11 protein-coding genes are annotated in these 14,240 nt (G+C 61.8%); 6 read left to right on the forward strand and 5 right to left on the reverse strand.

Going from position 1 to position 14,240, the window contains the following annotated elements; genetic code table 11:
* Positions 1-58: 58 nt before the first annotated feature.
* The 6 genes from EDF73_RS16125 (at position 59) to EDF73_RS16150 (ending at position 6,574) form a co-directional block, all read left to right on the forward strand.
* Entirely contained in the window at positions 59-931 is an 873-nt protein-coding gene (locus tag EDF73_RS16125) for a sugar ABC transporter permease (protein ID WP_132730109.1), read from the forward strand.
* A complete protein-coding gene (locus tag EDF73_RS16130) occupies positions 921-1,808 on the forward strand; it encodes a carbohydrate ABC transporter permease (protein ID WP_132730110.1) in 888 nt (295 codons plus the stop codon). Before EDF73_RS16125 ends, EDF73_RS16130 begins: the two co-directional genes overlap by 11 nt.
* Positions 1,809-1,818: 10 nt before the next feature.
* Entirely contained in the window at positions 1,819-2,643 is an 825-nt protein-coding gene (locus tag EDF73_RS16135) for a phosphodiesterase (RefSeq protein ID WP_132730111.1), read from the forward strand.
* 5 nt (positions 2,644-2,648) lie between these two features.
* A complete protein-coding gene (locus EDF73_RS16140; RefSeq protein WP_132730112.1) occupies positions 2,649-3,722 on the forward strand; it encodes an ABC transporter ATP-binding protein in 1,074 nt (357 codons plus the stop codon).
* Entirely contained in the window at positions 3,715-5,019 is a 1,305-nt protein-coding gene (locus EDF73_RS16145) for an ABC transporter substrate-binding protein (RefSeq protein WP_132730113.1), read from the forward strand. The genes EDF73_RS16140 and EDF73_RS16145 overlap by 8 nt, the downstream gene beginning before the upstream one ends.
* A 796-nt stretch (positions 5,020-5,815) precedes the next feature.
* Complete coding sequence (locus EDF73_RS16150) at positions 5,816-6,574, forward strand: IclR family transcriptional regulator (protein ID WP_132730114.1); 759 nt, start codon at positions 5,816-5,818, stop codon at positions 6,572-6,574.
* A 3-nt stretch (positions 6,575-6,577) separates the two neighbouring features.
* On the opposite strand, the gene EDF73_RS16155 is transcribed toward EDF73_RS16150, so the two are convergent.
* From EDF73_RS16155 to iolE, 5 genes are all read right to left on the reverse strand, one after another.
* Positions 6,578-8,197 carry a glycoside hydrolase family 43 protein gene (locus EDF73_RS16155; protein WP_132730115.1) on the reverse strand — a complete coding sequence of 540 codons (1,620 nt, stop codon included), beginning with the start codon at positions 8,195-8,197 and terminating at the stop codon, positions 6,578-6,580.
* Between the two features lie 13 nt (positions 8,198-8,210).
* Positions 8,211-9,590 carry a glycoside-pentoside-hexuronide (GPH):cation symporter gene (locus EDF73_RS16160; protein WP_132730116.1) on the reverse strand — a complete coding sequence of 460 codons (1,380 nt, stop codon included), beginning with the start codon at positions 9,588-9,590 and terminating at the stop codon, positions 8,211-8,213.
* 357 nt (positions 9,591-9,947) lie between these two features.
* Positions 9,948-11,915, reverse strand: coding sequence for a YjhG/YagF family D-xylonate dehydratase (locus EDF73_RS16165; protein WP_132730117.1), 1,968 nt, complete (start codon positions 11,913-11,915; stop codon positions 9,948-9,950).
* A gap of 14 nt (positions 11,916-11,929) precedes the next feature.
* Positions 11,930-12,838 (reverse strand): dihydrodipicolinate synthase family protein, encoded by a 909-nt coding sequence (locus EDF73_RS16170; RefSeq protein WP_132730118.1) that lies wholly within the window; start codon positions 12,836-12,838, stop codon positions 11,930-11,932.
* Between the two features lie 432 nt (positions 12,839-13,270).
* Positions 13,271-14,170 carry a myo-inosose-2 dehydratase gene (gene iolE, locus EDF73_RS16175; protein WP_132730119.1) on the reverse strand — a complete coding sequence of 300 codons (900 nt, stop codon included), beginning with the start codon at positions 14,168-14,170 and terminating at the stop codon, positions 13,271-13,273.
* Positions 14,171-14,240: the final 70 nt, after the last annotated feature.

The raw sequence follows: 14,240 nt of genomic DNA on the forward strand, positions 1-14,240 counted from the left end.
AGTCAATCGTTCTCACAATCCGGGCTTCCATAAACGCCTGAACGAGACGTCTGCCACCATGAGAAAAACCTGGCTCCCCTGGCTGATACTGTCGCCCTCCCTGCTGTTTTTACTGCTGTTTACCTGGTTCCCGCTGGGCCGTTCGGTGTACGACAGCCTGTTCGATACCCGGATGGCCAGCGACGGCGCGCCGTTCGTCGGGCTGGATAACTTCGTCCGCCTGTTTGCCGATAACGTCTTCTGGCAGTCGCTGCTCAACAACCTGCTCTATATCCTGCTGACGGTGGTCCCCGGCGTGACGCTGGCCCTGCTGCTGGCGGTGGCGCTGAACGAAAACCGCCGCCTCAACCGCTGGCTGCGCACCGCCTTCTTCTTCCCGATGATTATCCCGATGGTCAGCGCCGCCGCGCTGTGGCTGTTTATCTTTATGCCTGGCCTCGGCCTGCTCGACCACTATCTGGCGAAACTGTTCGGGCCGATGAACAACAACTGGCTGGGGCGCAGCAACAGCGCTCTGCTGGCGCTGGCGCTGATCGGCGTGTGGAAGTTCGCCGGCTACTACATGCTGTTTTTCCTCGCCGGGTTGCAGAGCATCCCGGCTTCAACGCGCGAGGCGGCGATCATGGAAGGGGCCACCCGCAGCCAGGTGTTCTTTAAGGTCACCCTGCCGCTGCTGCGCCCGACCCTGAGCTTCGTCATCACCACCGCGCTGATCTACTCCATCACCCAGATTGACCACGTCGCGGTGATGACCCGCGGCGGGCCGGACAACGCCACCACCGTGCTGCTCTACTACATCCAGAACCTGGCGTGGGATACCCACGATCTTGGCAAAGCCTCCGCCGCCACCTTCCTGACGCTGGCCGGGCTGTTCGCCTTCTCGCTGATAAACCTCAAACTGCTGGAGAAAGGAGCCCACTATGAGCGCTGAAGCCTCGCCGCCGCTGCTGCGCGCGCAGGGCGCCCCGCGTCCGCTGTGGCTGCGTCTGCGCCGTTCGCCGCCGTTCACCCTCAGCGTACTGATGTGCTGCCTGGCCCTGCTGTGGATCAGTCCGTTTATCTGGATGCTGGCCACCGCCTTCAGCGCCACCACCTTCGGCGAAGATATGGCCTCGCTGCTGCCGCGCCTGCCGCTGACGCTGGATAACTTCCGCGACGCCTGGGCCAGCGCCGACTGGCTGAGCCTCTACGCCAACACCCTTATCTTCACCTTCGGCACCTTCTTCGTGCAGCTGTTGACCATCACCACCGCCGGCTACGTCTTCGCCTGCCACGAGTTCCGCGGCAAGCAGACCCTGTTCCTGCTGTTTTTGGTCCAGCTGATGATCATGCCGGTGGTGATGATGGTGCCGAACATGCTGACCCTGAAAACCTTCGGCCTGCTCAACACCCTCACCGGGGTGATGATGCCCTACTTCACCTCGGCGTTCGGCGTGTTCCTGATGCGCCAGGCGTTCCTCGCCATCCCCAAAGAGCTGGAAGAAGCCGCCCTGATGGAGGGCTGCCGCTGGTGGCAGGTGCTGTTCCGCGTGCTGCTGCCGATGTCCTGGCCGTCGGTGCTGGCCTTCGCCACCGTCAGCATTACCTACCACTGGAACGAGTATCTGTGGCCGCTGATGATGCTCAACGATCCCGATAAGCAGGTGCTGACCGTGGGGCTGGTCTCCTTCGCCATGGGCGCCGAATCCGGCGGCCAGTGGGGCACCATCGGCGCCGGGACGCTGATGGTCTGCCTGCCGCTGATGCTGGCGTTCATCCTTTTCCAGAAACAGTTCCTGCGAAGCTTCGGCTTCTCCGGGATCAAATAAGGAGTTATCTATGCTGTTAGCCCAGATTTCCGATACCCATTTCCGCAGCCACGGGCAGAAGCTGTACGGCTTTATCGACGTCAACGCCGCCAACGCCGACGTGGTCTCCCAGCTCAACGCCCTGACGGAGCGCCCGGACGCGGTGGTGGTCAGCGGCGATATCGTCAACTGCGGCCGCCCGCAGGAGTACGAAGTTGCCCGCCAGATCCTCGGCAGCCTGAACTATCCGCTGTATCTGATCCCCGGCAACCACGACGATAAAGCACTGTTTCTCGAATACCTGCACCCGCTGTGCCCGCAGCTCGGCAGCGACCCGCAGAACGTGCATTACGCGGTGGACGACTTCGCCACCCGCCTGCTGTTTATCGACTCCAGCCGCGCCGGCACCTCCAGCGGCTGGCTGACGGATGAAACCATCAAATGGCTGGAGGCCCAGCTGTTCGACGGCGGCGATAAACCCGCCACGGTATTTATGCATCACCCGCCGCTGCCGCTGGGCAACGCCCAGATGGATCCCATCGCCTGCGAAAACGGCCATCGCCTGCTGGCGCTGGTGGAGCGCTTCCCTTCCCTGACCCGCATCTTCTGCGGGCATAACCACAGCCTGACCCTGACCCAGTATCGCCAGGCGATCGTCTCCACCATTCCGGGCACCGTCCATCAGGTGCCCTATTTCCACGAGGACCGCCGCCCGTACTACGACCTGTCGCCGGCGTCGTGCCTGATGCACCGCCAGGTGGGCGAGCAGTGGGTCAGCTACCAGCACCCGCTGACCCACCACGCCGGGCCGTGGCTATATGACGAAAACATCAGTTGCCCAACGGAAGAGCGCTAATCCTCATGCTTAGTTTGCAAAACATCAGTAAGCGTTTCGACGGCAAAGCGGCCCTCAACGATCTGTCGCTGGATATCCACGAAGGGGAGTTCGTGGTGCTGGTCGGCCCCTCCGGCTGCGGCAAAAGCACCCTGCTGCGCCTGCTCGCCGGGCTGGAGCCGGTGAGCGAGGGGGAAATCTGGCTGCACGATGAGAACATCACCGCCCTGTCGCCGCGCGAGCGCAACTTCGCGATGATCTTCCAGAACTACGCCCTGTTCCCGCACCTGTCGGTGCAGGACAACATCACCTTCGGCATGAAGGTGCGGAAAGAAGATAAGGCCAGCTGGCAGCCGCGGGTCGATAAAGTGGCGCAGATGCTGCAGCTGGAAACGCTGCTGGACCGCAGGCCGGCGAAGCTCTCCGGCGGCCAGCGCCAGCGGGTGGCGATGGCCCGCGCTATCGTGCGCAACCCGCGGCTGTTCCTGATGGACGAACCGCTCTCCAACCTCGACGCGCGCCTGCGCAGCGAAGTGCGCGACAGCATTATGGATCTCCACCAGCAGTTGAAAACCAGCACCGTCTACGTCACCCATGACCAGACCGAGGCGATGTCGATGGCCGACCGCATCGTAGTGATGAACGGCGGCCACGTCCAGCAGGTCGGGCGGCCGGAGTACCTCTACGCCCATCCGGCCAACCTGTTCGTCGCCGGGTTTATCGGCTCGCCGGCGATGAACCTGCTGTCGCTGCCCTGCGCCGACGGCGAGGTGCGGCTCGGCGACCTGCGCCATCCGCTGCCGCCGCACTATCGCGACGAATCCCGGGTCTGGTTCGGCATTCGTCCGGAACATATCAGCGATCGCGTGGAGGAGAGCCACCTGCGTCTCTCCGCCACCGTGCTGCAACGAGAACTGATGGGAGCCGATTACCTGCTCCACGTCAGCACCCCCATCGGCACCCTGCGCTTTAGCCGCCGCCATCGCGGCGCGGTGCCGGAGAAAGGCGACACGCTGACCCTCGGCTTTTCGCCCGCGGATATTCATCTTTTTCATGCTGAGCAACAGCACAATTTACTCCAGGAGATTGACCATGCTTAAAACCCTGACAGCCGTCGGGCTTGCGCTTGCCCTCTGCGGCACGGCGCTGGCGAAAGAGAAGATCGATTTCATGTTCCCGGCGCCGGTAGACGGCAAGCTGACCATGGAGATGACCCGCGTCATCAAAGCCTTTAACGACTCGCAGCAGGACGTCGAAGTGCGCGGGATCTTTACCGGCAACTACGACACCACCAAGATCAAAGCCGAGTCGGCGCAGAAGGCCGGGCAGCCGCCAGCGCTGGTGATTATGTCCGCCAACTTCACCACCGACCTGGCGCTCAAGGATGAGATCCTGCCGATGGACGAGCTGTTTAAATATGGCGACCAGAAGGCCGGGGACTTCCTGGTCAACGAGTTCTGGCCGGCGATGCACAAGAACGCCCAGGTGATGGGCACCACCTGGGCTATTCCGTTCCATAACTCGACGCCGATCCTCTACTACAACAAAACCCTGTTCGAGCAGGCCGGGATCAAGCAGCCGCCGCAGACCTGGGCCGAGCTGCTGGCGGATGCCCAAAAGCTGACCGATGCGAGCAAAGGCCAGTGGGGGATCATGCTGCCGTCGACCAACGACGATTACGGCGGCTGGATCTTCTCGGCGCTGGTACGCGCCAACGGCGGGAAATACTTTAACGAAGACTACCCCGGCGAGGTCTACTACAACGCGCCGAGCACCATCGGGGCGCTGCGCTTCTGGCAGGATCTGATCTACAAAGACAAAGTGATGCCCTCCGGCGTCCTCAACTCGAAGCAGATCAGCGCCAGCTTCTTCTCCGGTAAGGTGGGAATGGCGATGCTCAGCACCGGCGCGCTGGGCTTTATGCGCGAGAACAGCAAAGATTTTGAGCTCGGGGTGGCGATGCTGCCGGCGAAAGAGCAGCGCGCGGTGCCGATCGGCGGCGCCAGCCTGGTGAGTTTCAAAGGCATTTCCGATACGCAGAAGAAAGCCGCCTATCAGTTCCTGACGTATCTGGTGAGCCCGCAGGTCAACGGCGAGTGGAGCCGTTTCACCGGCTACTTCTCGCCGCGCAAGGCCGCCTACGAGACGCCGGAAATGAAGGCCTATCTGCAGCAGGACCCGCGCGCGGCGATTGCTCTCGAGCAGCTGAAATACGCCCATCCGTGGTACTCCACCTGGGAGACCGTCGCCGTGCGTAAAGCGATGGAGAACCAGCTGGCGGCGGTGGTTAACGATGCCAAAGTGACGCCGGAAGCGGCGGTGCAGGCGGCGCAGAAAGAGGCCGACGCGCTGATGAAACCGTACGTCGACAAAACCGCCCTCGCTGAGGTGAAGTAAGCCTCCTTGTCGCTCCGGCGCCTCTCCCCGGTGGCGCTGCGCTTACCGGGGCTACACGGGATGTGGTAGCCCGGATAAGGCGCTGGCGCCGCCATCCGGGGGTTCCCGCCCGCGCCCGGATATATTCCCCGGTCGCGCTGCGCTTACCGGGGCGACACGGGATGTGGTAGCCCGGATAAGGCGCTGGCGCCGCCATCCGGGGGTTCCCGACCGCGCCCGGATATATTCCCCGCTGGCGCTGCGCTTACCGGGGCTACACGGGATGTGGTAGCCCGGATAAGGCGCTGGCGCCGCCATCCGGGGGTTCCCGCCCGCACCCGGATATATTCCCCGGTCGCGCTGCGCTTACCGGGGCTACACGGGATGTGGTAGCCCGGATAAGGCGCTGGCGCCGCCATCCGGGGGTTCCCACCCGCGCCCGGATATATTCCCCGGTCGCGCTGCGCTTACCGGGGCTACACGGGATGCGGTAGCCCGGATAAGGCGCTGGCGCCGCCATCCGGGGGTTCCCGCCCGCACCCGGATATATTCCCCGGTCGCGCTGCGCTTACCGGGGCTACACGAGATGCGGTAGCCCGGATAAGGCGCTGGCGCCGCCATCCGGGGGGTCTAGCCCGCACCCGGATATATTCCCCGGTGGCGCTGCGCTTACCGGGGCTACAGTCGATGCCGCGCCGCCATCCGGGAACATGTTCCCTGAGGTGATATTGCGCGCCCTTTCCGCGCCAGCCGTTTGATTTTTCAGCGTAAAAAAGGTACTTTTTCACCTTCCCCCCAGCGTGAGCGGTCGTGCATTATGCCTATTATTCAGTCTGTTGAACGTGCGTTGACGATCCTCGACCTGTTTAACGAGCAGGCCACGGAACTCAAAATCACCGACATCAGCAAACGCATGGGCCTGAGTAAAAGCACCCTTCACTCGCTGCTCAAAACCTTACAGCTGCACGGCTATATCGACCAGAACCCGGAAAACGACAAATATCGCCTGGGCATGAAGCTGGTGGAGCGCGGCCATTTCGTGGTCGGCACCATGGATATTCGCCAGAAGGCGAAAAGCTGGCTGACGGATCTCTCGCAGCGCACCGGGCAGACCACCCACCTCGGCATTCTCGACGGCCACGAAGGCGTCTATATTGAGAAAATTGAAGGCAAGCTCGCCGCCATCGCCTACTCGCGCATCGGCCGCCGGCTGCCGATCCACGCGACGGCGATCGGCAAGGTGCTGATCGCCTGGCTCAGCGAGGCGGAGCTGCATACCCTGCTGGAAGGCTATCAGTACACGCCGTTTACCCCTGCGACCCTCACCTCCCGCGAGGCGCTGCTGGCGACGCTGGCCCGCACTCGCGCCCAGGGTTACGCCCTGGATAGCGAAGAGAACGAACAGGGGGTTCGCTGCGTGGCGGTGCCGGTGTGGAACCATGAATCCCGCGTCATCGCGGCGCTGAGCCTGTCGACGCTCACCTCCCGCGTCGATGACCACGAGCTCGCGCGCTATCGAGCTTTACTGGAAGAGGCCGGGCGCCAGCTGTCGAAAGCGCTGGGCTACCCGGCCTGAGGCTTACCCGACTACCGGCTCATAGCTGAAGTAGTCAAAATCGGCGTGGCAGCCGTCGCCGCTGATATCCTCGCAGTGCAGGCCGACAAAGGCGCCGGTAAAGAACCCGCGCCCGCCGATATAATCATCCGACAGCTTCCAGGCGGCATATTCCACCGGCACGCTGTGCCACGCCTCGCCGTCAAACGAGTAGCTGTAGCGATAGACGAGATGGTCGACATCGACCCGCAGCCACACGCTCTGCGCCGCGTCCGGCACCGCAATCGGCCGTTCGTGCAGCGGCCACGACGGCACGTTGTGGTCAAGCTGCAATACCTTAATGGTTCTGCCCTGCCCCTCTTCATAGTCAACGAAGCAGTAGCTCCAGTTTTTGCTGTTGTAATAGCAGGTTAACCCGGCGCTCTGCTGGAAGTTCTCCGGGGCAAACTCCATCCGCGTTTCGGCGCGAAAGGCAAAGTGCTGCCAGCGCCGCGCCACGGTGGACTGGGTAAAGGTGGAGTTGAGCGAATCGTTGCCGTACAGGCGCAAAAAGCCCGGCCGCGCGCTGAGGGAACCCAACGTGTCGTCAAACGGAATACGCAGGGTCTGCAGCTGCGGATTGAGCGCCGGGCCGCTAAACTCATCCCGCCAGCTCTCGTCAGCGACGACGCGACTTTCGGCCATTTGCGGCCCCGGCACGCTCAGCTGGGCGTGTTTGCCCCCTGCCACCGACGGCCAGCCGTCGTGCCAGTTGATGCGCGCAATCCCGGTTTCCCGCCCCAGCGAACAGTAGCCGCGCCCGCCGGAGGCCAGCAGCGGCACGCCGGGTAAGCGCTGCGGGCGGCTGGTGAGATAGGCCATATACCACTCCCCGGTGTGGGTCTCCAGCAGCGACCCGTGGCCGCTCTTCTGCAGCGGGTTCTCCGGCAGATGCCAGCTGGTCATCAGCGTCCCGTCCGGGTGCTGTTCGTACGGCCCGTCGATATTTTTCGCTCTGAGCACCACCACCGCGTGCTCGTAGCTGGTGCCGCCCTCGGCGACCAGCAGGTAGTACCAGCCGTCCTTGTGATAAAGGTGCGCCCCTTCGGTGTAGCGCAGCGCCGTGCCGGTAAACAGGGTTTTGCGCGTCTTCGCCAGGCTCCGGGTCTGCGGGAAATACTCCTGCAGCACGATGGTGCAGTGCGGGTCGCTGTGGTGGCGCGGCCCCCACGGCCGGTAAATATAGTATTTGCGCCCATCGCTATCGTGGAACAGCGACGGGTCGAAGCCGCCGTTGCCCATCGCAATCGGCTCGCTCCACGGCCCTTCGATCGACGGCGCGGTAACCAGATAGTTGCGGCCGTTTTTCCACGGCGAATCAACGATTTTCACATCGGTATACAGCAGCCAGAACAGCCCGTCGGCGTAGCTCAGGCACGGCGCCCAGATGCCGCCGGAGTCGGGGTTGCCTTTCATGTCCAGCATCGACACGCGATCCAGCGGCGTGCTCACCAGCGACCAGTTTTTCAAATCCCGCGAGTGGTAAATGCGCACGCCCGGAAACCACTCGAAGGTGGAGGTGGCGATGTAGTAATCCTCTCCCTGACGGCACAGCGACGGGTCCGGGTTAAAGCCGGTGAGAATCGGGTTAGTAATGGTGTACATATTGGCCTCCTCGTTAGTTGGACGTCGCGGCGGCGACGGCAGGCACATCCTCTTCCTGCTCCGCGCGGTGCTTGCGTAATTGCTGACTGATGGCCTCAACCCGGGCATCGCTCAGTTTGTAGAGTGAGAGCATGATGAACATGCCGACGTAGAGCACCACCGGCACCACGCAGAACAGAATTTTGATAGTGGTTAAGACCGCCACCGGCTGCACGCTGCTGCTGGCGGAGTAGTTTACGTAGGCCAGGATCCAGCCCACCACCGCGCCGCCAATGGCCAGACCGATCTTCAGGCTGAACAGATAGGTGGAGAACACCAGCCCGTCGAGACGGCGGCCGCTGCGGCTCTCTTCGTAGTCAACCACGTCGGAGGCCATCAGCCACTGCAGCGGCGTGGTGGTGTTAAAGACGAACAGGAAGAGGATATTGAGCGCGAAAATCAGCGCAATGTACTCCACCGGGGTGACAAAAATCAGCAGGCTGATCAGGGAATAGACCACGATAATCGCTTTAAAAGCCTTCACCCGGTCGAAGCGGCCCAGCAGGCGCGAAGAGGCCAGCGAACCGAACATGGTGGCAATGCTGCCGTAGAGCAGAAACTGCATCGCCAGTTCCGGATGGTCCATGACGTATTTCACGAAGTACAGCGTCGCCCCGCCGCGCACCACGTTGGAGCAGGTCGCCATCATTTTGAAAGTACACATGATTCGCCACTGGGTGTTGCCGAACAGCAGCCGGAGATCTTTCGCCACCGACGACCCCGGCTGCACCTCGAAGGTGTAGCGCTCTTTGGTGGTAAAGAAGCAGACGTACAGCAGCACCACGCCGGTCAGCCCCAGGACGCACATCGCGCCAAAATAGCCCACCTGCTCATTGCCTTTGCCGATGATATTCACCAGCGGCAGCGCAATCCCGCTGATCGCCAGCGAGCCCGCCGCGGCGAGGAAAAAGCGCCACGACTGCAGCGCATGGCGCGCTTTCGGGTCGGCGGTAATAACCCCCGGCATCGCGCAATAGGGCACGTTGACGAAGGTGTAGACCAGCGTCAGCAGGATGTAGGTCACGCAGGCATAGATGATTTTGCCCTGCGCGGAGAAGTCCGGCGTGTAGAAGGTGAGCATGCAGACGACGCCAAACGGAATCGCCCCCCACAGCAGGAACGGGCGGAACTGTCCGTGACGAGTGCGGGTGCGGTCCACCAGCAGGCCCATCAGCGGATCGGTGACGGCATCGAGCACGCGGGAAACTAAAAACAGCGTCCCCATGATGCCTGCGGACAGGCCGAACACATCGGTGTAGAAATAGGCCAGCAGAAACATCGTCGCCTGCCAGACGAAGCCGCAGGCGGTGTCACCCAGCCCGTAACCGATTTTATCTTTCATGGTTAATTGCATATTTATCCCCAACCCCAGAGAGTGGATATGGTGCAAACGTCAGGGACCTGAAAAGGGCAATAAATAGCCGCTGCGGCGTCAGGAATACACCCATGATGCGTGTGCTGAATTCACGTATTCGTGTTAATTGAGTGTAAGAAGTTGTTCCTTTTTACAGCAATGGTCATTTTTTATTTATGAATTATGTTATTTGGTTTTTGTGATTACCGTCGGGATTAACCACAAAATAGGATTAATATTTTTATCTTTTATTTTTAGCGAGTTATGAAATGTATAAAACGCGAGAAATACGCTTATTTCAGGCGCGACAAAGCCGCCTGCGAAATATTTTCCGCAGGCGAAAAAATCTATTTCTTATTACAGTCCGAGCGCTTTTTTACCGGCGTTAATCACCTCAATAATTTTATCGGTGTCATATATACAGCCTTTCCATGTGCCGCCGCTGACCGACTGCAGCGCCGCCCACAGGCGGGTATCGTCGGGTAAACAATCATGAGCGTGCAAATCGGGATGCGGCTCTCGCGCCGCTAATTCCGCCGCCCCCTCTTCCGCCGTCAGCCGCCGCTGCGCCGTGCCGATGAAATTAACGCTGCCGGTTAAGGCGAGACGATCGACCGCGATCTCAATGATGTCGCCATCGCGCAGCTTGCCGATGGGCCCACCCGCCAGCGCCTCGGGGGCGACATGGCCGAAACAGGCGCCGGTCGACACCCCGGAGAAACGGGCGTCGGTGATCAGCGATACCGTTTTCCCCCACGAGACGTGCTTCAACGCCGAGGTGAGCTGGTAAGTCTCTTCCATGCCGGTGCCGGACGGCCCGCCGCCGATCACCACCATAATATCGCCCTGCGCGATCTCGCCGTTTTTGATCGCCCCGATCGCCCGCGCTTCCGAGATAAACACCCGCGCCCGCCCGGTATGGCGATACACGCCGTCGTCGTCCACTACGGAGGGATCGATCGCCGTGGCTTTGATCACCGATCCTTCCGGGGCAATATTGCCCACCGGGAAGGCCACCGTTGAGGTCAATCCTTTGGCTTTCGCCCGCGCCGGCGGGAGGATCACATCATCCGGATCGACGCCGTCCTGCTCGCGCAGACACTGGCGGAATTTCTCGCGCCGCCCGGAGGTTTGCCACCAGTCGAGGTTTTCCCCCACCGTCTGGCCGGTCACCGTCATCGCATCCAGATGCAGCAGGCCCAGATCGCGCAGGTGCAACATCACTTCCGGCACCCCGCCGGCGAGGAACGCCCGCACCGTCGGGTGGTAGTCCGGCCCGTTCGGCAGCACGCTGACCAGCCGCGGGACTTTGCGGTTAATCCGCGTCCAGTGGGCAACGTCAGGGATCGTGCAGCCCGCCGCATGGGCGATGGCGGGAATGTGCAGCAGCAGGTTGGTCGAGCCGCCGAACGCCGCGTGGATCACCATCGCATTTTCGATCGCCTTATCGGTCAGGATATCGCGGGTGGTGATGCCGCGATTATCCAGCTCGCTGACCGCCCTTGCCGACTGGCGCGAGATTTCCAGCCATACCTGCTGCCCCGACGGCGCCAGCGCCGAATGCGGCAGCGCCAGGCCGAGCGCCTCCGCGACCACCTGCGAGGTGCCCGCCGTGCCTAAAAACTGGCAGCCGCCCCCCGGCGAAGCGCAGGCGCGGCAGCCCAGCTCGGCGGCCTCCTGCAGCGACAGTTCGTGGTTGGCGTAGCGCGCGCCGATGGTCTGCACTTTTCCGGCGTCTTCGCCGAAGGTCGGCGGCAGCGTCGCTCCGCCGGGCACCAGAATGGTCGGCAGATCGTGCATCGCCGCCAGGGCGATCATCGTCGCCGGCAGACCTTTGTCGCAGGTGGCGACGCCAATTACCGCCCGCCGCGTCGGCAGCGAGCGGATTAGCCGGCGAAACACAATCGCCGCGTCGTTGCGGTACGGCAGGGAGTCGAACATCCCGTGGGTGCCCTGGGAGCGCCCGTCGCACGGGTCGCTGACGAAGGCGGCAAACGGAATGCCGCCGTTGCGGGTGATCTCTTTCGCCGCCGCCTGCATCTGCAGGCCAATCTCCCAGTGGCCGGTGTGGTAACCCAGCGCCACCGGGCGACCGTCGCCGGCGCGAATCCCGCCCTGGGTGCCGATAATCAGCACCTCTTTTCCGGTGAGCTTATTGGCATCCCAGCCCATGCCGGCGTTTTGCGTCATCCCGAACAGATTGCCGCTCGGCGACTCCATCAGCATCTGCGGCGTCAGCGGCAGCGCCCCCTGCGGGCCGGCCGCATGGGTGACGACCTCATAAAAGTCCGCGTCCTGGGGGGTAAAAATCTTCTCTATCGCCATCTTATTTTTCCGGTTCAGCAGAGTCTGAGCTGTTGCAGCAGCGTGGTAAGCCGCGCCTTTTTCGCCGCATCCAGCGGGGAGGCCGGAGGCAGCACGTGCGTTGAGATCGGCCGGCCGCACAGCACGATCGCCTCTTTAATCACATTAACGAACGGCGTATCCAGCTGATAGATCTGCGGGATTTGCAGCAGCGTTTGATGATAGCGCGCCGCCTGCGCCAGATCGCCGTCGCGGAAGGCCTGCAGCAGCTTAACCGATAGCTGCGGCGCAAAGTTGCCGCTGGCCGAGATCGCTCCGTCGCCGCCCAGCAGCAGGGTGTTAAACAGATGGTCATCGTAGCCGCACAGCACCGAGAAGTGCGGGTGCGCCGATTTGACCGTCGCGATCATGCTGCGCAGATGGGCCACCGAGTCGATGGTGTCTTTGATGCCGACGATATTGCGCCGCGAATCCGCGAGGGTTTTCACCAGCTCGGGAGTCAGGTCCTGCCCGCTCAGGGCCGGGAAGTTATACAGCACCACCGGCAGGGTGACGCTGTCCGCCACCTGCTGGAAGTAGCGCAGCAGGTTGGGCTCAGAGACTTGCCAGTAATAGGGGTTAATCACCACGATACCGTCGGCGCCGACCTCCTGGGCGTGCTGGCTGAGTTCGATGGTTTCCCGGGCGTTGGTGCCGCCGGTGCCAATCAGCACCGGCACCCGACGATCCACGTGGGCGACGGCAAAGGCGGCGATGGTTTTGCGCTCGTCGGCGTTGAGCTGAGAGAACTCCCCGCCGCTGCCGAGGAAGAACAGGCCATCGACGCCAGAGGCGATCATATCGTCGATCAGCGCGGCGGTGCCCGCTTTATCGAACTGGCCGTCGGCGGTGAAAACGGTGGAGACAGGCGGAATAATCCCCGAGAACTGCACGGTTTGCTGCATGAGATCTCCTTGCTGAATCATTTTGTTCTACATTATAGAACAGTGTTCTTTTATTTAACGATCATACTATGCCGCCAGCAAAGAGAAGGTAAATGACAAGCCCGCCGGAAGTGCGCGTTTTTCAAACTGGATCACAGAATGGCACACCTGCCCGCCAATCAGCTGCCCGGGGAACACCCCGGATCGCGGCGTCAACGCGCCTGTCCGGCCCCCCACTCTGCTCCGGCCATAGTCCCGGTAAGCGCAGCGCCAGCGGAGAAGTTCCAGATTGCAGGGGACGGTGTAAGCGAGCGTATTCCGCCGTTTGGCGTGGCCGGAAGGAGAAGCGCCGTGCGGGATGGCTTGCCGGGGCGATTGGCCTGGCATTGACGGAACGGGAGATGCGGAAAAAAGCAGGCCACAACGCGGTGCGGCCTGCAAGTGGATCAACGATTAGATTCCTGCCGTTTCACGAATATATTTACGCGCTTTGAGGGCGTATTCGAAGGGGTTGGCCAGCGCCGGATCCTGCTCGGCCTCCACCACCATCCAGCCTTTGTAACCAAAATCATCCAGCACCTTGAACACCGGGCGGAAGTCGATCACTCCGTCGCCGGGAACGGTGAAGGTGCCTTTTTTCACGCCGTCGAGGAACGACAGCCCTTCGCGACGCACCTGTTCAATCACCGGTGGGCGCACGTCTTTCAGGTGCACATGGTTGATACGCGGCAGGTATTTTTTGAGGATCGCCAGCATCTGCTCTTCGCCGCCTTCGGAGTACCAGGCATGGCCGGTGTCGTACAGCAGGAAGACGCCGTCATCCACCAGCGACATAAATTTATCGATCTCTTCCGTCGTTTGAACGCCGGTGCCCATGTGGTGGTGCAGGCAAACCTGCATCCCTTTTTCAGCGGCCAGACGCCCCAGGGTGTTGTAGCCTTCCGCTACCCGCTGCCACTCTTCTTCGCTGAAGCAGGGCTTCGCTTCGCCCAGAATCGGCTTCTCCAGCCCCTGGATACTGCCGCTCTGCTCGGAGCAGCCAATCACTTTCGCCCCCATCGCATGCAGGAAATTCATGTGATTCACAAACTCATCGATGGTCTTTTCCCGCTGCCCGTTGGCAAAAAAGGTGCTGAACCAGGCGTTGCAAATTTGGATGCCGCGAATATCGAGCATCGGCTTCAGCACCGCCGGATCGCGCGGGTATTTGCTGCCCACTTCGCTGCCGCTAAACCCCGCCAGCGCCATTTCGCTGACAATTTGCTGGAAGGTATTTTCACTGCCCAGCTCCGGCATATCATCGTTGGTCCAGCCAATCGGGGCGATGGCCAGTTTGACATTCTCTTTGTTCATAAGATTGCTCCTGCCGCCGCATCCTGACGACGCGGCTATTCATAGTCGAGAGGCTCACGCCTGCCGCCGT

The sequence above is a fragment of the Klebsiella sp. BIGb0138 genome, assembly GCF_004342285.1.
In the GTDB taxonomy this organism is placed as follows: domain Bacteria; phylum Pseudomonadota; class Gammaproteobacteria; order Enterobacterales; family Enterobacteriaceae; genus Klebsiella.

Excerpts from the sequence above, each read along its gene's own strand:
- iolE (WP_132730119.1), bottom strand. The coding sequence starts at position 14,170 with ATGAACAAAGAGAATGTCAAACTGGCCATCGCCCCGATTGGCTGGACC.
- EDF73_RS16140 (WP_132730112.1), top strand. The coding sequence starts at position 2,649 with ATGCTTAGTTTGCAAAACATCAGTAAGCGTTTCGACGGCAAAGCGGCC.
- EDF73_RS16135 (WP_132730111.1), top strand. The coding sequence starts at position 1,819 with ATGCTGTTAGCCCAGATTTCCGATACCCATTTCCGCAGCCACGGGCAG.
- EDF73_RS16160 (WP_132730116.1), bottom strand. The coding sequence starts at position 9,590 with ATGCAATTAACCATGAAAGATAAAATCGGTTACGGGCTGGGTGACACC.
- EDF73_RS16130 (WP_132730110.1), top strand. The coding sequence starts at position 921 with ATGAGCGCTGAAGCCTCGCCGCCGCTGCTGCGCGCGCAGGGCGCCCCG.
- EDF73_RS16170 (WP_132730118.1), bottom strand. The coding sequence starts at position 12,838 with ATGCAGCAAACCGTGCAGTTCTCGGGGATTATTCCGCCTGTCTCCACC.
- EDF73_RS16165 (WP_132730117.1), bottom strand. The coding sequence starts at position 11,915 with ATGGCGATAGAGAAGATTTTTACCCCCCAGGACGCGGACTTTTATGAG.
- EDF73_RS16150 (WP_132730114.1), top strand. The coding sequence starts at position 5,816 with ATGCCTATTATTCAGTCTGTTGAACGTGCGTTGACGATCCTCGACCTG.
- EDF73_RS16155 (WP_132730115.1), bottom strand. The coding sequence starts at position 8,197 with ATGTACACCATTACTAACCCGATTCTCACCGGCTTTAACCCGGACCCG.
- EDF73_RS16145 (WP_132730113.1), top strand. The coding sequence starts at position 3,715 with ATGCTTAAAACCCTGACAGCCGTCGGGCTTGCGCTTGCCCTCTGCGGC.
- EDF73_RS16125 (WP_132730109.1), top strand. The coding sequence starts at position 59 with ATGAGAAAAACCTGGCTCCCCTGGCTGATACTGTCGCCCTCCCTGCTG.